Source organism: Paenibacillus sp. JL3B1040 (assembly GCF_057063165.1).
The window spans coordinates 1,043,898-1,066,472 of the sequence record NZ_CM169317.1 but is presented as its reverse complement, the minus strand read 5'-3'; the positions used below and the strand labels follow the sequence as shown (position 1 = coordinate 1,066,472).

At 49.0% G+C, this 22,575-nt stretch carries 19 protein-coding genes and 1 pseudogene; 2 read left to right on the top strand and 18 right to left on the bottom strand.

The window, feature by feature from the left end; translation table 11 throughout:
* Positions 1-109: 109 nt before the first annotated feature.
* The gene (locus ACZF99_RS04660; protein ID WP_483609463.1) at positions 110-397 is read right to left on the bottom strand and encodes a hypothetical protein; all 288 of its coding nucleotides are present in this window, start codon (positions 395-397) and stop codon (positions 110-112) included.
* A gap of 383 nt (positions 398-780) precedes the next feature.
* Here ACZF99_RS04660 and ACZF99_RS04655 point away from each other — a divergent pair, with 383 nt between their 5' ends.
* Positions 781-1,035 carry a helix-turn-helix domain-containing protein gene (locus ACZF99_RS04655; RefSeq protein WP_483609461.1) on the top strand — a complete coding sequence of 85 codons (255 nt, stop codon included), beginning with the start codon at positions 781-783 and terminating at the stop codon, positions 1,033-1,035.
* A 70-nt stretch (positions 1,036-1,105) separates the two neighbouring features.
* Here ACZF99_RS04655 and ACZF99_RS04650 read toward each other — a convergent pair whose 3' ends face one another.
* The 7 genes and pseudogenes from ACZF99_RS04650 to ACZF99_RS04620 all read right to left on the bottom strand — a co-directional run.
* On the bottom strand, positions 1,106-2,200 hold the full coding sequence (locus tag ACZF99_RS04650) for an RES family NAD+ phosphorylase (RefSeq protein ID WP_483609459.1): 1,095 nt from the start codon (positions 2,198-2,200) through the stop codon (positions 1,106-1,108).
* A gap of 1 nt (position 2,201) precedes the next feature.
* A complete protein-coding gene (locus ACZF99_RS04645) occupies positions 2,202-3,137 on the bottom strand; it encodes a sce7725 family protein (protein ID WP_483609457.1) in 936 nt (311 codons plus the stop codon).
* A complete protein-coding gene (locus ACZF99_RS04640; protein WP_483609455.1) occupies positions 3,119-3,988 on the bottom strand; it encodes a sce7726 family protein in 870 nt (289 codons plus the stop codon). The genes ACZF99_RS04645 and ACZF99_RS04640 overlap by 19 nt, the downstream gene beginning before the upstream one ends.
* A gap of 386 nt (positions 3,989-4,374) precedes the next feature.
* A complete protein-coding gene (locus ACZF99_RS04635) occupies positions 4,375-5,730 on the bottom strand; it encodes a glycoside-pentoside-hexuronide (GPH):cation symporter (RefSeq protein WP_483609453.1) in 1,356 nt (451 codons plus the stop codon).
* 41 nt (positions 5,731-5,771) lie between these two features.
* On the bottom strand, positions 5,772-7,817 hold the full coding sequence (locus ACZF99_RS04630; protein WP_483609452.1) for a beta-glucosidase: 2,046 nt from the start codon (positions 7,815-7,817) through the stop codon (positions 5,772-5,774).
* Between the two features lie 194 nt (positions 7,818-8,011).
* Positions 8,012-10,375, bottom strand: a complete 2,364-nt coding sequence (locus ACZF99_RS04625) for a GH39 family glycosyl hydrolase (RefSeq protein WP_483609450.1) — start codon at positions 10,373-10,375, stop codon at positions 8,012-8,014.
* Positions 10,376-10,645: 270 nt separating this feature from the next.
* Positions 10,646-10,840, bottom strand: a pseudogene (locus ACZF99_RS04620) (GntR family transcriptional regulator); the annotation flags it as partial.
* 205 nt (positions 10,841-11,045) lie between these two features.
* Here ACZF99_RS04620 and ACZF99_RS04615 point away from each other — a divergent pair.
* A complete protein-coding gene (locus ACZF99_RS04615; protein WP_483609448.1) occupies positions 11,046-11,981 on the top strand; it encodes a DMT family transporter in 936 nt (311 codons plus the stop codon).
* 43 nt (positions 11,982-12,024) lie between these two features.
* On the opposite strand, the gene ACZF99_RS04610 is transcribed toward ACZF99_RS04615, so the two are convergent.
* From ACZF99_RS04610 to ACZF99_RS04565, 10 genes are all read right to left on the bottom strand, one after another.
* Positions 12,025-12,732 carry a DNA alkylation repair protein gene (locus tag ACZF99_RS04610; RefSeq protein WP_483609446.1) on the bottom strand — a complete coding sequence of 236 codons (708 nt, stop codon included), beginning with the start codon at positions 12,730-12,732 and terminating at the stop codon, positions 12,025-12,027.
* A 99-nt stretch (positions 12,733-12,831) separates the two neighbouring features.
* Positions 12,832-13,698: a formylglycine-generating enzyme family protein gene (locus ACZF99_RS04605; protein ID WP_240268555.1), complete on the bottom strand. Its 867-nt coding sequence runs from the start codon at positions 13,696-13,698 to the stop codon at positions 12,832-12,834.
* 90 nt (positions 13,699-13,788) lie between these two features.
* Positions 13,789-14,421: a glycoside hydrolase family 11 protein gene (locus ACZF99_RS04600; RefSeq protein ID WP_240268556.1), complete on the bottom strand. Its 633-nt coding sequence runs from the start codon at positions 14,419-14,421 to the stop codon at positions 13,789-13,791.
* A 355-nt stretch (positions 14,422-14,776) separates the two neighbouring features.
* Positions 14,777-16,264, bottom strand: coding sequence for an IS1182 family transposase (locus ACZF99_RS04595; RefSeq protein WP_483606049.1), 1,488 nt, complete (start codon positions 16,262-16,264; stop codon positions 14,777-14,779).
* A 155-nt stretch (positions 16,265-16,419) separates the two neighbouring features.
* Complete coding sequence (locus tag ACZF99_RS04590; protein ID WP_483609443.1) at positions 16,420-17,934, bottom strand: solute symporter family protein; 1,515 nt, start codon at positions 17,932-17,934, stop codon at positions 16,420-16,422.
* 5 nt (positions 17,935-17,939) lie between these two features.
* On the bottom strand, positions 17,940-18,272 hold the full coding sequence (locus ACZF99_RS04585) for a DUF485 domain-containing protein (RefSeq protein WP_483609441.1): 333 nt from the start codon (positions 18,270-18,272) through the stop codon (positions 17,940-17,942).
* A gap of 244 nt (positions 18,273-18,516) precedes the next feature.
* Complete coding sequence (locus tag ACZF99_RS04580) at positions 18,517-19,560, bottom strand: LacI family DNA-binding transcriptional regulator (protein WP_240268592.1); 1,044 nt, start codon at positions 19,558-19,560, stop codon at positions 18,517-18,519.
* 87 nt (positions 19,561-19,647) lie between these two features.
* Positions 19,648-20,610, bottom strand: coding sequence for a glycoside hydrolase family 113 (locus ACZF99_RS04575; protein ID WP_275693724.1), 963 nt, complete (start codon positions 20,608-20,610; stop codon positions 19,648-19,650).
* 30 nt (positions 20,611-20,640) lie between these two features.
* Positions 20,641-21,597 (bottom strand): ABC transporter ATP-binding protein, encoded by a 957-nt coding sequence (locus ACZF99_RS04570; protein WP_483609439.1) that lies wholly within the window; start codon positions 21,595-21,597, stop codon positions 20,641-20,643.
* Positions 21,590-22,573 (bottom strand): ABC transporter ATP-binding protein, encoded by a 984-nt coding sequence (locus tag ACZF99_RS04565; protein ID WP_240268562.1) that lies wholly within the window; start codon positions 22,571-22,573, stop codon positions 21,590-21,592. The genes ACZF99_RS04570 and ACZF99_RS04565 overlap by 8 nt, the downstream gene beginning before the upstream one ends.
* Positions 22,574-22,575 lie beyond the last annotated feature (2 nt).

The following is a 22,575-nucleotide window of genomic DNA, read 5'->3' as shown; positions in this document are numbered from 1 at the left end:
TCGTAAATTGTAACGCAATTATAGCATAATTGTGCCACAAATCCAAGCAATCAGATGTCGATCGTAGAACGTCAAATCCTGGCTGCCGTGCATAGCGTGCAGGTTTTCGCTATTTGCCGGGAACGGAATCCTCCAACAGCGCAATGACAAGTTGTGCTCCATCTTTCACGCCTTGTAAATACAAGCGTTCATTTTCAGCCGCCCGCCTGAATAGGTGTTTATCTTCCCATTCCATAAATCCCGGCAAGCTCGTTTTGTCTACTCCGGGAACCAACGTATCAAAAGCCTCCCGCTCCTCGGCGCGGAGCTTCCGCAGCTCGGGCTGACGTTCGATTTGAACCATAACGCCGTCCACCCTCTCCTGGATCGCATTTTGAAACCATGCAGGTAATTTCATTGCCTTTTTCCTCCTCTGCAAGATGTTCTAGTGACACTGTTGTTTGTGTTCCCCCACCTTTTGGTACAGCAAAATAATCAGCTTGTCCACTTTTCGGCTTTGAGCCTGAACCTCCTTATTCTTGAATAATGGGATCCCCTGCTCAAGGGATTTACTGCCAAGCTCGTTTAATTTTCTTCTTTCCTTCTCAAACTTGTTATGTAAGTCGATCAGCGTATATTCCTCCCATCCTTATCGAGCGGTCTCTTCATTTCTTTCGAGAGAAAAGCTTGCTTCACAATTTTTATTGCGAAAATCGCTTTATTTTTCTATTTTAATGCGATATTCGCACTAAAACAATAACAATGTCACATACAATTTTGTTAAATTGTGAGGTGTATGTAATGAAGCATCGAAAGGAACCACCAGGTGATAAAAATATAATTGGCACCAGGGTTGTTGCTATTCGCAAGGAGAAGAAAATCAAACAAAAGGATTTTTTAGCAAAGTTGCAGACCGTTGGTCTCGACATCAGTCCGACCAGTCTTTCGCGTTTAGAAGGGCAGTATCGACTTGTTCAAGATTACGAAGTCGTTGCCATTGCCAAAGCGCTGGGAATTCCTGTTGGCGAGTTATTGGGGGAGAAATCGGATAATTGATTCAAGGATTTGCTAGGAAAGAAAAAAGACCAGCCATGTGCTGATCTTGGTTTCCATAAAGATGGTTATTTCAAATCATACTATATTTATAGTCTAACCCTGTAATGTGATATACTTTAACATCCGTACAATCAAAGAGCTCTGGGTAGAAAATGGCTAGGTTCTGGCCGCGCTGATTGATTGTACTATTATATTCAATGCCTGCGTACTCCGGTTTCCCTTCATGTAATATACTTTTAATGAAATCGGCAATGTATTGTGTGGGTATGTAATCCAATACGCTGTCGCTTCTTCTCAAAGCACGACCAATCTCCTTGTTTATTCGCTTCAGATACTCTTTGTTGATTGCATGTTCCAGTGGGTCTAATTGCTCGATAAACGGACTAATGTGATCAATAGCCTTCAAATCAACAACGACAATATCTTCTGTTAATTCAAAGCGTCCAACCGAAACGTAGTCAAAGACACCAGCCCGAATTTCATGAATAGTTGTATCAAGATCACTTGCCAAATATAAGCAACGAATGCCCGCTGAATTTGCGCGTCCTGCCGTTGCTTTATCTGAAGGAGGTGCCCCCATATCCTTGGCCGAGAAACCATCCTCCGAAGATATGCGTCCTCTGAAAAATACTGTTCCTTTTTTGTATACTTTTCGAATATAGGAACAGTACGGCTCAAGAATCTTTACTTCTATATGATTAGAATGAAACCTATTTTGTTCTTTTAAAGATTTGACGAAACTATCCCATGAATTTGAACGAAGCAAGGAGTGAGTTCTAAGGAATTCTTTATCGTTGAGTTCGGCTATACCAATTGGAGCATCGAATAGGTTAGGCATACTTGTATATTTCTCAGCACATACTGCACGGATAATACGGTACACATCTGTCTGGGACAGTTTATCATTGAAGATATGCCAACGATCCGTTAATTCAGTAACTAACAACTTTTTTTCTTCATCGGGAAAATTAGGAGGGAGCATGGACTCAGGTGTATAGATTTCTAATAAACGCTCAAAATTATCTGTAAGTCTTGAATGTACTTCGGTATCGTAAATAAACGCTTTCCTTTTATCACAAACAGGGCAAAAGTCTTCTATTATTCCCAACCCTTCAATAATAGGCCGCAACTCTCCATCAACAATACAGTGGCTGCAGAACTTCATTTCACTCTACCCCGTCTAAATAACGACTCATCAACTCTAGATGATGCATAATGGAAAGTTTCTTCACTGTTCCTAATCCGGGATACGAACGGTCTTTATACATATTTTCAAAACTAAGAATTCCATATGTATCGAGTTGCTGGGTTTGGTTCCACACCACCAATTTCTCCAACGCCTCGGCAAATTTACCGGCGGGGTCAGTTATGTCGTCATTCGTATCGGATACGAAATGCCGGACCCGCAAAGTCCTGTCATCTGCAAAATATACGATATGAATTGCAACCGCATAGGGTGCAAATCCCGTCTCTGTATATTCGTCACCAACCACCGAATAGTCGGAAAAGCCTAAGTATCCATCTAGCCCATAGTAAAGATGGTCCGAGGAAAACGGTTCATCTTCTGGGGCTAAATAATCGACGTTCCGGCTTTTTTTAGGAAAACGATCTTCAAGGATTACTCTCTGTCCTGGCATCCGTCTGCGAAAAACACTTTCATCAGGTATAAAATTATAACGAGGATAATCCGAAGCATAAGCGGATTCAAAATGGGGAATTGAGTCTGGATGAATACATATGGTAGCGATATCGCGTTTGCTAATTCCTTGACTCTCCATAGTGGAGAGATGAGCCGGCAAGTTAGCGTCCGCAAAAAGAAAGGTTAAGATGTCAGATGTCTTAAGCAATTCATAAAATCGTCCCTTATCCTTTTCATTTTTTTCATCGGTTAAGTCTTTACGCATGCTTCCTACTTGAGGATTTCGAATCAGCCCCAAAGCCCGGTCCTTTTCCTTAAACGATGCCAAGGTTTTAATCAAAGCCGAGGACAATTTCACCGGTTCAACAACCGGCATCACATTTTTGCTCATTAGTGACTTCTCAATGAGTTCTCTGATCGCAATAAGCTCAAATTGACGACCTCTTAAATAAGGGAAGTACATGGACTAACCTCCTTTTGTTGCAAAAATGAATGAAGTCTTCTATACTCATCTGGTTTGAAGCCAGAAAAGTAAACAAGAAACTTTAATTCATAAGGGATCTGATGATATAGCTCTATGTCAATCTGTCCGCGTTTTTTGAGGGTCGTTATAAATGCCGCATAGGCTACGTGGGTATCCATTTGGCAGAACAGATGTTTACAAGCCTTGTAGTATTCAAATTGGGACACATCGGGAAGATCGCCAACATGTTTTTTGATAATTCCTTCATACTCCTGTTTGCGAAGTATTCTGAACATCGTATCTTTATTTAGTTTATCGACATACTCTTGCGGTGTTTTTGCTTCCTTGACCGTGCCCTTCTTCGTTAAAATACAAATACCCACGGGTGAGTCCGCCAACCGCTTCCATAATGTATCGCTATGGGCTTCGCAAGTGAGAATGGACACACGCGTGAATGCTCTAAAATAATTGGCAATCTGGGATTCAAGGCGATCAAGATTATCCAATTCCGTCTTGATTTCATAAACAATTGCACGTCCATTAATCAGCACAAAATCGGCTTTTGATTTCCCAATGGAAACTTCTGTCAAAGCTGTAGTTGTTGTTGGCTTATGAACACCAAGAAGCAATTTATTTAAAATTGTATTTTTATAAAAATACTCGTTGCGGTATTCTCTTTTTAGAACAGTGTATATTTCACTGATAAGTTGTTTGTTGTTCTTGCCAGAAGAGTCGGCGACATATCTTCGAACTGCAGTCGTATAAGCATCGCTATAATTACTTTCCACAATTTCACGTAATGTATTTCGTGTAAACACACGATTTAATAGAATGGAGTTGTCCGCACTCATGAGTTTACACCTTCCTATATAAATCTCATTATTTTATGAACAAAATTAACTTGCCCTTTGCTTTGCTAATTTATAGTTCGATTGTAGCAATCGTATTTCCTGCATGAACTAAGTTTAAGGTAATAAACCTCTGAGCATTCTGCCTTAAGTATATCAGAAAGTTCCTGTTTTGCTTCGGTTTACTCCCCTCCAAATTAAGAAGAGTTATTTGCATCACAAGTAAGATTGGTGGAAGTATGAAAATCGTTGATTTTACGAGATAAACAAATAAGAGCAGGAGAAAGGCTAAACGCTAGCCTATCCCGCTCTTTTTTTTAGCGACTCCATAATGCAAAAAGCCGCCCCATTCAAGGACGGCTATGCCTAATCGAGTAGCCCGATTTCCATTACCCTCTTCTCGCTGCCAATTCCGCAACAATCTCATGATGCGGTTTCTCCCATCGGTAGAGAAAAACCAAGATGAGAATCGACAAGATACATAACAGGATCGGCAGCCAAATAAAGCTGATTTCTATCATGCGAAGCGCGGATGGCGTCTGAGTTTGATTCGCAACATACCCCCCGGCCGCAAGCAACCAAGCCGGAATCGCTCCGCCAAGACCCGAGCCTAATTTAATCGCAATCCCGGAAGCGGTGGAAGCAAGCAACCCTTGCGCACGGACGCCCGATTTCCATTCGCCATAGTCAACCGTATCGGCAATGAGCGCAAACAATAACCCGACCGGCAATCCCAGACCAACAGCACCAATGACTGTACCCGTAAGCACCATGGCCGTACTGTGTCCGCCAAGATAGATTATGAGTTGGCCAACAATACTAATGAGCATCCCGGTAATCATCAACGTCTTCTTGCTATACTTCTTGGATAAGAACGGCACAAAGATAATTCCCACCAGTGTTAACGAGCCGAGCGTATTGGCCGTGGTGACAAGGTTGGGCTGATTCAGATTGTAGGTAATGTAATAAATGCCCGACGACAATTTCACTACGTACAGGATAAAAAATACGACGCCCACTAAAACCCCGGCTAGCCAAGGCATATTGCCTTTTATCGCCTTGACGCTTTCTCTTACGGGCAATGATTTGCCTCCGGATCGGTCTTGAACCCGCTCTCTCGTATTGAAAAAGGTGATCAAAAACATCACAAGACCCACGGCGCCAAAAAGGATCATCGTGTGAAAAAAGCCTTTTTGCTGATCCCCATTCCCGAATAATGCAACAAGCGGCAATAACGTCAGGTTGACCAGCAAGCCGCCAAATTGCCCGCCAAACATCCGAAAGGAGTTAGCCACCGTTCTTTCCTGAATATCGCTGGACAAGCTCGGAAGCAGGGTCGTTAACGGATTGTTAACGGCTGTATACAGGATGTTGGAAGCAATATAGAAAATGTAGGCATACACCAGCTTCCCGGAAGCGCTTAACTCGGGGCCCATGAACAACAGGATCGTGACAATGGTGAACGGAAAACAGGACCATAAAATCCACGGTCTTGATTTCCCCCATCTTGTATGCGTTTTGTCAATAAAGATACCGAAAATGGGGCTGTCCACCATATCCACAAGCCTAGCAACCAACAATAGCGTACCGACGGCGGCAGCGCCAATCCCATAGACATCCGTAAAATAGAACGTCAAATAAGTGGTAACCACCGCATAAATCAAGTTTGAAGCCGTATCTCCCAAACCGTAGCTTACTTTTTCCAATAAGGATAACTTTTGATTCGACTCTTCTCTTATCGCCATTGTGCACCCTCCAGACGGGAACGTTCTCAGTAAGGAGAAACCTAGTGTAAGCTGATACTTCCCTTGATTAAATCCTTTTCCGCGCTGCTGGTTCCGATGTACACTTCATAGGCCATCTCTTCAAGCTCCCACCGGTTTGCGGCAGGATTAAACCACTTGATTTTTTCAATCGGACAGGTGATTTCAACCTTCGTTTTTTGACCTGGCTTTAATGTAATCCGCTTAAACCCGCGCAAAACTTTAATTGGCCGATCTATCTTGGAGTTAGCGAAACCGACATACAGTTGCACGACTTCGTCGCCCGTGACGTCCCCCGTATTTTCAACCTCGCAAGCCGCGATGATTCGGTCATCGATTGCTTTGAAGGAAGCGTTGGAAATCGCAAAGCTGGTGTAGGATAAACCAAATCCGTAGGGCAAGGAAGGCTCGATCCCTTCTTTCTCCAATTTGGCATACCCGTGATAATAGTCATATTTGATCTCGGTTGCATCCCAATCCACTTGAGGCAAATGGCTTTCGCTCGTCGGTACCACAAAAGGCAGTTTGCCGCCCGGGTTGACGTCGCCGAACAACGTTTTGGCTATGGCGGTGCCGCCTTCCATTCCCGGATAATAGGCCATCAGAATAGAGGAAACCGACAGCTTCCACTCTTCAATCATGATCATATTGCCGCCGATCAGGACCGCAACGGAGTTTGGGTTAGCGGGGCCAACCGTGTTAATCAGTTCCATATCCTTCGTATGCAAACCAAGACTGTTTTTACGGTCCCCGCCCGCCTTCAAATCGGCATCCTCGTTCGTGACGGATTCCCCTTCATCATCGTGGTCATATCCTACGACAAAGACAACGGCATCAACGGATTTCGCCAATTGCTTCGCTTGCTCCGGGTCTTCTCCGTTATCGAAGATCACCTCGGCATTGGGAAGTAAACGTTCGATCCCTTCCAGCGGTGTCACAACGTACGGCGGAAACACCCGGCTCGAGCCGTGATCGCCGATATTTCCTTTGTTGCCGAGTTCGCCGATGACCGCAATACGTTTTGTTTTTGTTTTGGAGAACGGCAGAACGCGATGCTCATTTTTTATCAAGGTCATGGACTTCTCGGCCGCTTCCAGCGCCAAGGCGATATGCTCTTTACTTGCGATCAGGTCCTTGCCGTACGTATCCTTGTCCGCCTCTGTAAATGCCAGTAACGTACGGACAATTCTTACTGCCGACTCGTCGATTTTATCTTCACTGACTTGACCGTTTCTTACGGCTTCAACCAGCTTGCTGCCAAAAAACTTCGTGTGGCACATTTCAATATCCATGCCGCCATTTGCCGCTTCGACCGTATCTTTGATACCCCAGGCAAAATCACTAACGACGAATCCGTCAAACCCCCATTCATCCTTCAAAACCCGATTCAACAAATAATCGTGATGCCCGCAATGAATTCCATGATATAAATTATAAGCGCTCATCACACTGCCGGCTCCCGCATCTACACAATCTTTAAAGTGCGGCAAAAAAACCTCACGTTCCGTTCGTTTATCGGCGATGACGCTGACCTTAAACCGGGCCAACTCCATGCTATTGAAAGCAAAATGCTTCACGCAAGCGATTACATTTTCCTCCTGAACACCCTTTACCAAGGCGGAACCCATGACACCCAAGTGGAACGATTCCTCTCCGTAGACCTCCTGGCTTCTGCCCCAGCCCGGGTTATACGGGAGATTAATGCACACGCCGCCGAAAAAGTTACCGCCTTGCGCACGAACCTCTTTGCCTATGGCACGCCCAATGCGCTCCTCAAGTTCAGGGTCAAAAGAAGCGCCTCTTGCCATAGAAACCGGAAAACAGGTGCTGTTGCCGGATACGACTCCGCGCGGGCCGTCGACAAATTTCATTTCCGGCACCCCCAAGCGGTCATTGCCGCCGGCGGGATAAGGTCTCCAGTTGTAGTGTCTCACCTTAAAATCTTCCAGCATCTCTTCCATGGAAACTTTTCCGCTCATGAGATGCACTTTTTCTTCCAAACTCATTCGGCTGACGATTTCCTTCGCCTTCGCGGTATAAGACAAGCGAACCTGTTTATTGGCCTTCATCCCATATCTCCTCCGATCTGTTTTTAAATCTCAATAAAACCGCTTTCAATAGAAATTGTAAAGCAGACAAGTTCGCGTTTCCTTCCTATTTCTTAGGGAAGTGATAGGGAGAAGAGGGCCAATGTATCGGATATCCGCAAGAAAAAAATAAAAAACCAAAGAATCCCCCCCAAATGAAGCGGGAGTTCCTTGGTTTACTTATAGAACTTATTTAAGATGATGCATTCGATCCCGTGAACCGGAACATGCAAAGTAAGATGAAAATCGCCTGTTAAGGTGAGCTGTTTTAATTGCAGAGAAGGTCTGGATATATTTTTCAAGTAATCCGTTTCTTCATGGTTCAGATCGGCGTATTCGCCCATCCGAATCCATTCGTCATAGGCGGAGCCATGTTTTCGGTTAAGGCTGTATTGTTTGTATTTATACGTTCCGTATATATTTTGAAGGTGAATATTTAATAATAAATCATTCGTTTCTTCGAAAACATCATAAGCATTTTGCTCCGTTTGTTCTCCCCTCATAAACAGTTGGTCAGGGTAGGCGGGATTATAAGCCAAAATTTGGATACTCTCGCCTTGTTTGGTCATGATATAATTTTTGCCCTTGGCAAAAACGGTGCCGCCTAACTTTGATAAAAACACGAAGGCATAATACGCGGATTTCTTGATGCCTTCCGTATTCACCAACCCGGTCCCCCCGAAAAAGGGAGTGCTTTTGATATCCCATTCAAAGAGAATATCGGAAGCCGACAAAAAACCGATGGCCTTGGGATGTGCCGCCGCTGGATCAAGCATATTATCGATAATAAAGGGGGCCATAAAGGCGGTATCGTGAAGAAAGTTCGTCACATCCCAGCTAAAGTTCCAACGTGTTACGATGAACTCAATATCCTTCGTATAGTGAGCTTTTAGCGTTCGATGCATCTTTTCCAGCAAATGCTTGGTATGATTTTTGGCCTCATATTGAAATGGAATTAATTTGATATCCACAGGACTAGTTAGGGATCGTTCCAGCCAATCTTTAAATTTGACGCGATTATGGTAGATGTTGCAGCTGTAAAAATCAAGGGGAACCGCATTTTCTTGACAGAATTCAAGCAGCTTCTCGGAAAGTTGATCGTCCGTATGGAAATTTTCTGCTGCAGGGCCCACTTTCAGCGATGGAGATATGCCCTTGATGAGCAACGCCGTTTGCTTATATAATTCGAAATACTGTTCAAATGTGCCACTCCAATGAATATCATGCACAGGAAACTCAGTCCATACTTGGAAATACCATTCTGACACGGGATCAAGGCCATAACGATTGATGCAATTCATCATAAAAGATTGAACCAGGGATAGCCATTGACTCATTTCTTTCGGAGGAGAAGTATTTCCCTGATAATTAAAGAAGCTGGTGCTTTTGCTGGCAAATAAAAGCGGCATATAACTCAAGCAAATAAATGGTTTGAGTTCGATCTCCCGTAAATAATCCAGAATATTGTTCATAAACTTCCAATTGAATTTTAAACCGTCCCGATCTTTCTGGATCACGTCCATTTCCTGGTTGAAGACGCCTTCAAATCGGATATATTCGATCGGGATATCTTCCCGCATCTCTTTGATTTGATCGCGAATATTTTGATTTAACAGCGTATTGGCGGATCCAATGTTCATCATTTTACTCCATATCTGCTTCAATTCATATCCATCCGCTCGAATGTCCCTAACAATCGTGGTTTGGACCGTATTTTCCTCTAACGTTATGGCTTCGATCGGAAGCGAGATGTAATGATGAATCAAGGGCTCTTTGGAAAAGTCGATCACAGCCGGGTCATTATGATTCCCCTCTAAATATTTTTTGCGCAACTGTAGCGGGGTTAACGAAAATTTGCTTTTGATGGCTTTATAATAACTTTTTTCATCGCCGAAGCCTGAAGACAAGGCTACGTTCATAATGGAGCTTTCCCGGTTGTGCAGCAAGAACAAGGAATACCTGATCCGAATTTCTTCCAAATAGGCTTTAAAGGTAAGCCCGACACTTTTTCGGAAGATATCAGATAGATAAGATGAATTATAATGCTGTTCCCGTGCGATTTGATTTAACGTCACTTTCTCTTTGAAATCCAGTTCGACTCGGTTCAATATTTGCTGGACGATGTTAACATCTTTGTTGGAAGCACGGCTTTCCAGATCCGGCACAGGGATCTTTTTACTGAAACGAGACGTTAAGTAACCTAACAATTGAAGGACATCTTTATTTATTTCCGGATTCCCTTCGCTTCTATAGGTAACTAATCGACTGATTAATATCCGGATAACATCATACGGATTTTGGTTGTCTGCACTATTTTTGAAGGATTTCAGATCATAGAACAAATGATAAAAATCGTGATTATGTTTATATATAAAAAGACTATCGATATGCAGTTGAATAAAACGAGTAGTTTCGGCTTGCGGAACGACACGATGGGATTCGAAATGGTTGATCAAAAGAAGATCGTTTTCATGCAGCTGATAATCATTGGGGCCGATCGTTACTTTCAGTTTTCCGGCCAAAAGCCAAATGATCTCCAACCCTGAGTGTTGATGAAACGCCTCGGAATTGGAATCATTCATCATGAAATGTATGGGACATCCCGGCAGATACGCAATCGGAATAACGGAATACTTCAAATAAGCTCCCTGCTTTCTCCATGAATTTCACAAAGTGGTCATCCCCCGCTTTATTTCTTCAATAACGGCTTTGACCCCTTCATCAATCTGCTCCGGTCGGGCGCGGGAAATGCCGATTCGCAAAAACTTCTCCCGCTGCAGATAGTCCGAGAGGTAGAACTGCTTTCCACTAAAGTAACCACTCTGCGGAATCGAATAGATCGCATGGCGTTTCTCAAGCTCCGCGTAAGCCCGCGTCACTGTGCTGATGCTGCAGCCGTACATATCCGCGGCCTGGCGAACCGACGGCAGCTTCTGTCCTGGGCGAAGCACGCCTATAGCCCGCTTTTGTTCAATATCCGCCAGGATCTCCGCATACTTTCTCATGACCTGCTCGCTCCCCATGCTTCAAGATCTGTCCGAAGTTCTTCTTAGACCTCACTATAGCGAAAAAAGCGCCTCCGCGCTATAACTGCCGACCCTAACTGTATCGATACAGTTTCGATTTTTTCGAATTGTCCCCTGAAACGGAATGCCTTACGATTCCAATAACAGGTACTAACCTCTCATTCGCTAAAAGGAGAATTCAACCATGCAATCCAAGGCACAACACGGTCGCGTTTATGCTTACATCGCCGTTCTCGTCTATGCGGCCATCATCGGATTATCATTTTTGTTTACGAAGGTCGCCCTTGCGTACGCCAACCCGATCGACACCCTTGCTTTTCGCTTTACTTTGTCGTTCGCGGCAATTGTTATACTGGCCGCCGCCGGCGTATTTCGCCTTTCGCTCAAGGACAAGCCGTGGCCAAGATTGCTCCTCTTAGCCCTGATGTATCCGCTTGGCTTCTTTACCTTGCAGACCTTTGGATTGAAGCACGCTTCATCCGCGGAAGGCGGCATGATCTTTGCGACAACACCGATCCTAACCGCCTTGCTGGCAGGGGTTTTTCTGAAGGAATCCACGACACTGCGGCAGAAGCTCTCGATCCTGCTGTCCGTATTCGGCGTGGTATTGATCTTTGTCATGCAAAACACGGGCCTTGATCTTACAAATGTGGCGGGCATATCGCTGTTATTCCTTTCATGTCTCGCATCCGCGGGCTATGTCGTACTTTCGCGCTATCTGCTGCGCACGTTCACGCCGACCGAGGTCACCATCTCCATGATGGCGATCGGGTGCGTAGTCTTCTGGTCCGCTTCGCTCGCAGGTCATGCGGCTGACGGGACCTTGAGCCAAATCTACGCGCCGCTGGCGAATTCGGAATTTGTCTGGTCCATTCTTTATCTCGGCATACCGGCATCGCTGGTAACAGCTTTCGCGTCCAGCTACGCGCTGACCCAGCTTGAAGCTTCCAAGATCAGCGTATTTTCCAATCTGTCCACCGTCATCTCCATCGCAGCCGGAGCCTTCATTCTCGGAGAGGCAGTGACCGTCTACCATCTCATCGGTTCCGCGTTCATTGTTGCAGGAGTAATTGGAACGAATGTGAAGCAGCTTAAAAAACCGTCAGGAACATTCTCCTGACGGTCAATTGAAACTGCCGTAATCTTTGAGTTCAAATGCCGGTCTAACACCGCACATACTTTCGCTTAAATCCAAGCTGGCCGCGATCCAGGGCTTTTTGTATATTTTCCGAGGCGTTCAGGAACGTGCTCTTCTTGTTGTCCCGTTTCATCTCGACCGGACCGATCGCCTTGGCGGCCTCCACCGCTTGGTCGTGGAGCGGCTTATAAGATACGGCGACGGTGTAGACAAAGTTGTTCATCGCGGATTTGGTTCGTTCGGGCGCTTCATGGATCGTGTTCTTCACCGTTTCCAGCATGCCGGCGAGTTTGCTTTCGGAAAATTCGCTGTCCGGACGGCTCCCCAATAGCCAGCAATAACAGCTCCAGCCCGCCGACATCCTTAGCTCTTCCCCGCTGGCGATCCACTTGTCGGCAACCTCCTGGGCGATATCCGCCTCCGCCAAGGTAACGGCCACGACATAATCCGACAGCATATAGAAATAAGCCCCCTCGATCCAGCGCTCAAAATCCGCGTGCGTCATCGCTTTGGGATCGGCAATGATCCCGGCAAAATACATGGCATCGTAATTTCCCGTTGCGTATAGCTGCTCGGCCAAAGGCTGATTGATTTTGATTTGCCGGAACAGCGGCTTCATCTCTCCTGTCGCTACGCCAAACAGCGGTTCCCTCGCGCCGTTGGACAGATACATTTTCTTCAGGCGTTCCTTGCCGAGCGCCTCAAGCTCCTGCATCACGGTTTCCAGATTCATTATGGCCGACTCCCTTCATTCCGCATGGATGCTTTCGTCTAGCATACTACGTCGGGAGGGCTGGATTCAAATCCTAAACCGGCGGGCGTTCCATCGCGTTTACTTGCTGCGAGCCAATCGAAATCCTTGATCCGGACCCAAGCCGTTTGGTTCAAACTTGCCGCGAAACGAAACTTCGCTGCTGCCGATATCGCCGATCCAGCCGCCGCCTTTCACCACCCGGAAAGCGCCGCGGTCCACGCTCTTGTTCACATCGTCTCCATACCAATCCCAGCACCATTCCCTGACATTGCCGGACATATCGTACAGCCCCAACTCGTTTGGCTTCTTGCCGCCGACAGGTTGGGTGGTGCTGTGGTTGTTTTCGATGATCGGCCAGTTCCAGTCTCCGGTCAAGTATTTATCCCCGACATTCCGCCAATACCAAGCCACGTCATCCGCACGGGAGCTTCCGCTGTATTTGTTACTCCTGCTCCGTTGGCCGCCGCCGGCGGCATACTCCCACTCCGCCTCCGTCGGCAGCCGGTACCCGTTCGCCTCCGCATTGATCGATACGAGCCATTTCATGTGATCGTGTTCGCTTTGATTATTCGGGTCGATTTTACTCTTATCTATATGGTAAAAGGGCTTCAAGCCCTCTTTTATGCTCCGCTGATTGCAATACTCAATGACGTCGTACCAGCTTACCCTTTCCACCGGCAAATCGCTGCCTTGGAACTGGGACGGATTGCTGCCCATCACTTCCACCCATTCCTTCTGGGTGACTTCATATTTTCCGATATAAAAATCAGCCAGCGTGATATTCGAGCCGTAGTAATTGGACAGGGTGTTCATCACACTCCCGCCTTGAACCAGCACGAATTGATCGTTCAGCCGCTCCGGCTTTCCCGTAGCAACCAGCGAGCAGGCCGAGACCAGCAACATCATGGTGATGAACTGAAACATGAATCTGAACCGCTTCCTCATGGGTAGCTCCCCTTTGATTGAAAGATCGAGAAAGGCCGCCGGCGGTAAACCGAACGGCCTTGAGACGAAGTTCAGCGATGAACTAACCGATTACCACACCGTTACGTTAGAGCTTCCGCTGCTCTGATAGCCTTCCGTCGCCAGGACCTGATAAGCCCAACTGCTCCCCAAGTTCATGCCTTTGCTCTTCCAAGCGTTCACGTGATTGCTGAAAGTGATCGCGACGTTGTTGCCGGTTGGTCTTTTGGATTGCCGGACGCTCCAGAACTGTTGGAACGTTTGTGTGCCGTCGATCGAAGGCGCATTGTAGCGCATCGTCGTATAGATGTCGTAGGTGCCCCCGTCGCTGGTCACCGTGCCTTTATGGGTGCCGGTCGGCCGGTACGTGCCCCAACTGTCGACGACGTAATATTCGATCAGCGAGTTTCTTGTCCATCCGTAAAGCGTTAAATAGCCATTTCCCGAAGGAGCCCATACGCCGGCATTGTAATTGATCGTCCGATTGGGTGAACCGACGCTCCAGCCTTTGCCGACCACGAAATTGCCGGTATTGTACCAATTGACGCTGTAATTGCCTCCGGCCCCGTTTACCGCATTCACCGTCCCGCCGCCATCCGTCCAATTTTGCCAATAATCCGTTGCTGCATTTGAGGTCGCCCCAAACAAACCGAAACTCATCGAAGCCGCCAGGAGTAATGTAAACACTTTCTTTTTCAACTTCATGATCAATTCCTCCTCAGAACTCTTTTTTTAGAAAAGTCATTCGTTCCCGCTCCCTGCTTCTGCTTCATACCGAGATGCGACTTTGCTCTTGTGGGGCATCACCTACCCTGTGTCATAATCTAGAAACATTTAACTATCACCCCCTTTGTTAGAAAATTATAGAAGGTAAGCGCATACATTTCACTTCGCAAATTAAAGGTTTTACCTTGTTTTTTACATAGAATGATAGAATCGTGAGGGATGGAAAATAAAAAAACGACCCCATTGGAGAGCCCTGCAAAAGCCTCGTTTCTAGGTTATTGGGGGCTCGGAACTGGAAAATAAATTCGATAAAACGGAAAAAGCAGCTTCATCCTCACCCGAGGATGGGCTGCTTTTGCTCTTTTAACTTCACCATCCGTTTTACGTTTACAACAAACGCGGTGAGGTAGGCTTGTATTCGCATGCGGAAGAGACCCCGGTACCTGGCTGTATCCATACCGTGGAATCTCTTCATTTCCGCGTTCTTGTGTTCAATGATCGGTCTGCGCTTGATTCGTTCCTTGAACGTATCACTGAACTCGAACTCGATCTGTTCCTTATAATGTTCGGCGATGATCCGAATCGAGTAAGTCTTACTCTTGGCGCCCGGCTTGTAGCATCCTTCGCGCAGCGGACAGGTTTTGCATTTCTCGACGTCAAAGTAAAAGACGAGTGATCGGCTCTCTCCGCTGGTCTTGCTGCCTTGAATCGCCTTCCGTTTGTTTCGCTCACCGGCCGGACAAACGACGAAATCGGCATCCTTGTTATACTCGAATCCTTCTTGACGCTCGCCCCCTTCGTGGACAATTGGGTTTAAGGGCACGACAGGCGATATGGTTTCCTTTTTCATTCTCGCCAGATTATCCTTGCCCGAATAGGCGGTATCCGCAATGATTTCGTTTACGGTTACACCGTTTGCTGTGGTTTGTTCGAGCAATGCCGGTAATTGCTTGCCGTCGTCAGTGCTTCCCGGTGTTACCTCCAGCGCGGTAATGATCTCTTCCTCCGTCATGGCGATATGTTCTTTGTAGCCAAAGAACGATTTGCTACTACTCTTCCAGCCGAAACGTGCATCCGGGTCGATGGCGGAGAGAATCCCCTTTTGTGAGAGGAGTCGCTCATCCTCGATGATTTGTTTGGCGATGCCCAGTTTCTCACTCACCGCTCCTTCATGGTCCGGAAGCAGTTCCTCCACGGTCTCTCCCAGTTGCGCCAAGTAGGTCAGCATGGTTTTCTCCGCTTCCGTATCTTCGCTTTTAACGGAGGGCAGCTTAGGTAGTTTCTTCTCCAACTTGGGGTGGCGTTTGACTACGACGCGAAACAGACGCTTGGCCGCGTCACGCAGCACGTCGAACGGCTTTTGTTTTGGGCTGCCGGCCCGTGTATGCGTGGCATCCAGGATAATGGTTTTGCTTTTGACTAAGCCTTGCTCAATGCATTGACTGACTACATGCTTCAGTACGTCTTCGACCTGACTTGCTCCTAGCCGGTGATTACGAAACCGCGACAGCTGGGAGGCGTCTGGCAGCGGATCCTCCGGATTGATCCCGAGAAACCACTTGTAAGCCAGATTCACCTCAGCTTCCTGAATCATTCGCTCATCCGAGAGGTTGTACAGGATCTGTAAGAACAGCAGGCGAAACAACAGTTCCGGCTCGTTTGCCGGTCTGCCGTAATACTTGCAGTAGGAATCCTCCACTAGTTCGTATACAAATCCGAAATCCACCGCAGCATCGATCTTGCGAAGCAGATGGTCTTCCGGCACAAGCTGATATAGCTCCGCATGGAATGATGCGGTTAGTTGTCTGGCTGGCTGCAGCAAAACGGCTCAACTCGCTTCTCTTTTTCTTCCAGTATACAGCAAACCCAGCACCGAAGGGGTACTGGGTTGCTTTTTACAGAAACTGTATTCGTTTTGCAGGGCTCTCCCATTGGGGCCGTCTGATTGGTTAGCATTCTTATGAGGGTTACCGCACATTAAACCCCGATATTCGCCTTGACGAGAACCTCGGCATATTTCGCCTCGTCCTTGCTGCGGGAAAGGAGGGTCCCGACAAATGCGGCAAGAAAGCCCAGCGGAATCGAAATGATCCCTGGATTCGTCATCGGGAAAATCGCCGTTCCGGTCAAGATCGCCTTGCCCGGTTCCGGGTCCCATACGTTCGGACTTAAGGCTACGAGAATAACCGTGCTGAACAAGCCGACCAACATGCCGGAAATCGCCCCCGTGCGGTTAAATCTTCGCCAGAACACGGTGAACAGGATGATCGGCAGGTTGGCGCTCGCCGCGACTGCAAAAGCTAGCGAGACGAGGAAAGCCACATTCATCTTCTGGGCGAACAAGGCGAGCAGGATCGATATGATCGATACACCGATCGAAGCCCAGCGAGCCATGCGCAGCTGCTCTCGTTCGGTCGCGTTGCCTCGGCGGACGATCTGGCCATAGAAGTCGTGCGCGAAGGCCGACGCGGCGGACAGAACGAGGCCGGTAACGACGGCCAGGATCGTCGCGAACGCCACCGCCGAGATGAAGGCGAACAGGAAGTCGCCGCCAAGCGCCTTGGCCAGCAGCGGAGCGGCCATATTGCCGGCCTTGTCGACAGCCGTGATCTCTTCGGTTCCAACGAACGCGGCGGCTCCGAAGCCGAGGAAGATGGTCATGACATAGAAGATGCCGATGATCCAAGTCGCGTAGACGACGGAGCTGCGGGCGGTACGAGCATCCTTGACCGTAAAGAAACGGGTCAAAATATGCGGCAGCCCGGCGGTCCCCAGCACCAGCGCCAGGTTGAGCGATAACGTCTCCAAGGGGACCTTGTACTTGTTGCCCGGATTCAGGTAGTTCTCCATCAATGGCGTCGCCGTTTTCATTTGCTCGAACATACCCGTCAAGCTGAAATCGAACTTTGCAAAGACCATCAGCGAGATGACGAAGGTACCGCCCATCAGCAAAATCGCTTTGGTGATCTGCACCCAGCTCGTGGCGTGCATCCCGCCGAACACGACGTATACGGTCATAAGCACCCCGACGATCAGCACCGACGTAACGTAATCGAGTCCAAGCAGGAGCTTGATCAGCGCCCCCGCTCCAACGAGCTGCGCAATCATGTAGAAGATCGAGATCGCAATCGTATTCAGCGCCGCGAACCCGCGAACCTCTTTGTTGGCAAAGCGGGCGGCAATCATGTCGGCTACCGTATATTTGCCCAAATTACGGAGCGGCTCGGCAACGAGGTACAGCACGACGAGGTAGGCAACCAGAAACCCGATGCTGTAGAAGAAGCCGTCGAAGCCAACCAAGGCAATCGACCCGGCGATGCCGAGAAACGACGCGGCCGACATATAGTCGCCGGCGATGGCGGTCCCGTTCTGCCAGCCCTTCAGCCCGCCGCCGGCCGTGTAGAATTCGCTGGTGTTGTTCGTTTTTTTGGCGGCAAAATAAGTAATGACCAACGTCAGCACCACAATCGCGCAAAATAAGGTGAACGCCATGATCGTTACGCCCCCATTTCCCGCCGAATTTCGTCCACTAACCGGTCAAAGCGCCGCGAAACGCGGGAGTAAAGGATACACAGCACCCACGCCATGACAAACTGGGCGAACGCGAACATCCAGGCCCAGGAAATCGGGCCGATCGCCGGTCGATTCAGCACCTCCGAATACGAAGTCATGACCGGAAGCGCAAAGTAAAACAGCAGAAAAAACACGGTTAGCGGGATAATGAATCTTTTCTTGCGGGAGATCAGCGTCTTGAACTTCGCGGAATGCAACACCTCGGTGTAGCTTTTCCCTTTTCCGGCTTTTGTAGCTTTCGCACCTTTCGCACCCATACGTTCCCCTCCAATCATGAACTTTGAAGATCACCCAATATATGTAAGCGTTTCGAATTCATTTTATGCAGGGGATGGCTTGCGAATGTTCAAATTTTAACCTTTCGGCAGTTTCATAGATTGAGCGTAGAGCGGCTCAGACGTTTCGTATCTTTCACAGCCCTTCCCACTTTGGGGTACTCCTTCAGATATGTAAACATACCGAAGGAAACCGCTGGAATCCCCCCCTTGGGCCCGATCACGTTCAATTGATTTTGAAAGATTCCCGGAGCAATAAAGCGCCGTGTATCATCGTTTTCTCGAAGGGGCGATCCGGGTCCGCCAGCCGTTGGAACAAGATCTCGACCGCCCGCCTTCCCAACGTCTCGTTCGGAACATGAATCGTGCTCAAGGACGGAAGGGCCGGGTCCCGTTCTTCGTCCGTGTGGTCGAAGCCTGTCACCGCCACTTCCTCCGGCACTTTAACGCCGTTGACGATCAATGATTTTAGAATAAGGTAAGCAAAAAAGTCGTTCCCGCAAACAAAAGCCGAAGGGAGCTTCCGATTCGCGGCGAGTTGGGGAATTTCCCGATCGACGATAAGGTAAGCGTCCTCCTCCAATTGGAGAAACGGATCTTCTTCCTGCGCCGGAACCGGCACCCCCGCCTCCTCCATCGCAATGCGATAGCCGAGCCAACGGTCGTGGAAGCTGCGGGAATATCCCGGGCTTCCGGCAAAGCGAAGGTCACGGCGGCCCGATTGAAGGACGAGCGAAGTCATCTGCCTCATACTGTCGTAATTATTCATGAACACCGAGTCGGAAGGAATGAGCGTGTCCTCATGATCGACAAGCACGAACGGAATGCGCAAATTCCGGATCTCGAGAAGCAACGGAGTCGCAATATACCCGATCCCGATCAAACCCAGTACGCCCTTCGGGTTTATGCTCTTGAGCGAGCGATCCGAATACCCTTCGGTCACCATCATGACACCAAGCTCGCGTTCCGCTAAAGCGGCGGTGACGCCGTCGATGATTCGGCCCCAGAACAGCGATTCCCGGCTTTGGAACCGCACATTTGGCATCAGGATGATCACCGTGCCCTTGGAAAGCGAAGTTTCGTCCCTCAAGTCCGGTCTTCCGGCGTTATCCTTCAGGGGAGACTGGGTTCTCCAGGAATAGCCCAGTTCATTCGCGGCCTGCACGATTCTCATCCTGGTTTCCTCGGAGACTCCGGGTTTGCCGGACAGCGCCTGGGACACGGCAAATTTGGACACGCCCACTTTTTCGGCAATCTGCTGCATGGTCACTTTCTTCAATCGAGGTTCCCTCCGTTAAATCAACTTCTCTTATTGTAGCAGAACTATCCCGTTTGAGAAGTCAACGCGAAAGCCACCTCACCGTCTCTTGGCGTACCACTCCTTCACCACTTGCTCGGCCTTCTTGCCGTAGATGTCAAAGCCGGTGTTCGCCGCCGCCGCCTCCAGCGGATAAAGCTTTACACTCCAATCCCACCAGAAAAAGCCGGCGAACCAAGGCTCCTCCCAAAACGTTTTGATCACGGAGCCGTAGAAATTCGCCTGCTCCTCCTCGCTCGCCGGCAGCTCCCGATGCGAGAAATCCCAAGGCATCATCGCACACCCCAACGCGCTGCGGCAACCGATCTCCAAGAAGGCGATCGGCTTGCCGAATTTGGCATGCAGCCGCGCCAGCTTATCTCTGACCGGCAGCCAGTTCTCCGCCATCGCCTCCTCGCTGTCCCCGGGACGGCCGGCAACAGGATAATAAGCACTCGTGCCGATGACGTCCACCCGATCGAACCAAGCGACCCCCTCCTCCTTGCCGTGATTGGCGTTATAGGTAATCGGGCCGCTGTAGAACTGGCGCACTCGTTCGATGACGGCGGTCCAATGATCCGTCTTCTTCTCCGTGGCCACCATCTCGCAGCCGATGCAGAACATCTCGCAGCCCAGTTCCTCCGCCAACTCGGCATAGTGGCACAAAAAGTTGGTGTACGAGCGGAACCACGCAGCCCAATACGGCTGCGCCCCCTCTTCTTCCGGAAACCCGATATGGGCGCGCCAGATGCCGTCCGCCGAATTGACGACCGGCTTCAGGCATACCTTCAGCCCCAACGCGTGGGCTTGCTTAACGATAAATTCGATATCCCGATCGGTCATCGTGGCGCCGTAATCGAACGGGATCTCGGTGGAGTAAATGCTTGGCTGAAGCGTATAAAAGGCCAAGGCAATCCATTCGCTGCCGGTCTCCTTCAGCCGGCGAAGCGAATCCAGCGCATAAGGCTGGCGGTAGGAGCCGCGCGTACTGTTCCAACCGTAAGTCATTCCTTTAATAAACATTTCTGTCACTCCCTCATGCTTGCAACTGTCTTAATCCACAAGATGGCAAGTCGCATAATGCCCTTCGGAAACTTTCTTCCGTTCCGGCTTGGCGTTCCTGCAGGCTTCCGACGCAAGAGGGCAGCGCGGATGGAAGGCGCACCCGCTCGGCGGGTGAAGCGGAGACGGGATTTCGCCTTGAATGGATATCATCTTTTGCTTATCCTCCGGACGATCCGGAATCTTTAAGATCGAATTCAGCAATACCTGGGTGTACGGATGCGTCGGTTTTCTGAACAATTCGTCCGCCGGCGCCTGCTCGACCACTTCCCCCAAATAAAGAACGGCGATCTCATCGCTCAAATATTCGACGACCGCTAGATTATGCGAGATAAAAATGTACGCAAGATTAAATTCCTTCTGCAAATCCCTAAGCAATTGAATGACCTGAACCTGGATGGACACGTCAAGCGCGGACACCGGTTCATCGCAAATCATCAGCTTCGGATTCAGCGACAACGCCCGGGCGATTCCCACGCGCTGAAGCTGCCCCCCCGACAATTCATGGGGATAGGCATACCGGACTTCATCGGGCAAGCCGACCCGCTCCAACAGCTCAAGCACGCGTTCGCGCCGGCTCGTTTTCGTTCCGATCTGATGGATGGCCATCGCGTCTTCAATGGCATCGCTCACCGTCATTCTCGGGTTCAAGCTCGCGTTCGGGTCCTGAAAGATAATCTGCATATCCTTCCGTAAAGGGCGCAGGTCTTTTTTCTTATATCGGGTGATGTCCGTTCCGTTAAAGATGACTTTGCCCCTGTCGGGATCCAAAAGACGCAACACCAGACGCCCCAGGGTGGATTTACCCGATCCGCTTTCGCCGACAAGCCCCAAGGTTTTCCCGGATTCCAGGGCAAAAGATACATTCTCGACGGCACGCAGCGCTTTACCCTGCTGACGAAAGGTTTTCGTGACGTTCTCGATTTGCAGCAACGCTTGATTAGGCAAGGGAAACAACCTCCTCGGCATGGTGGCAGGCGATTTGATGGTCTTCGCCGAAATCGCGAAGCTTGGGCACTTCATGGAGACAGCGGTCTGTCGCAAAAGAGCAGCGCTCGGCAAACGGGCAGCCGCTTGGCGGCTCAGTCAACGCTTTGGCCGCCCCCGGGATGGGCAGAATCTCTTGACCCTTGTGGCCGACCTCAATAATCGACCGTTTCAAACCGATTGAGTAAGGGTGGGCCGTCCGGCGAATGAAATGATCGGTCTTGGCCACCTCCATGATTTGGCCCCCGTACATGACGATGATTTTGTCGCAGAAATTCGTGGCCACCCCAAAGTCGTGCGTCACCATCACTACACTCATGCCCCGTTTGCGGCGCAATTCCTGCATCAGCGCCAGGATTTGCATTTGGACGGTCACGTCCAGCGCCGTCGTCGGCTCATCGGCAATCAAAAGCTGCGGTTCGCAGGCCAGTGCTATAGAGATCATGATGCGCTGGCGCATCCCGCCGGAGAACTCATGAGGATAATTGTTAAACCTTGATTTCGGATCGGGAATGCCCATCTCGTTCAGAAGCTGGAGGGTACGTTCATACGCTTCCTTGCGGCCGGCGTATTGGTGCGTGAGCATCGCTTCCATGATCTGATCTCCGATCCGCATGACCGGATTCAAGCTGGTCATCGGATCCTGGAAAATCACGCCGATGTCACGGCCGCGAATATCTTCCAATTGCTTGGGACGCAGCTTCAGCAAGTCTCTCCCCTGGAATTTCGCCGTTCCTGACGTAATTTTTCCGTTCTCGCGAATCAGGCCCAGCGAGGACATGAGCGTGACGGACTTGCCGGAGCCGCTCTCGCCGACGATGCCCAAGGTTTCGTTCTCGTGAATCGAAAAGCTGACGCCGTTGACGGCATATACTTCATCTTCGCTTCTGGCGAACTTGACGTGAAGGTTATCGATGTGAAGCAGCGGTTCGCTCATGT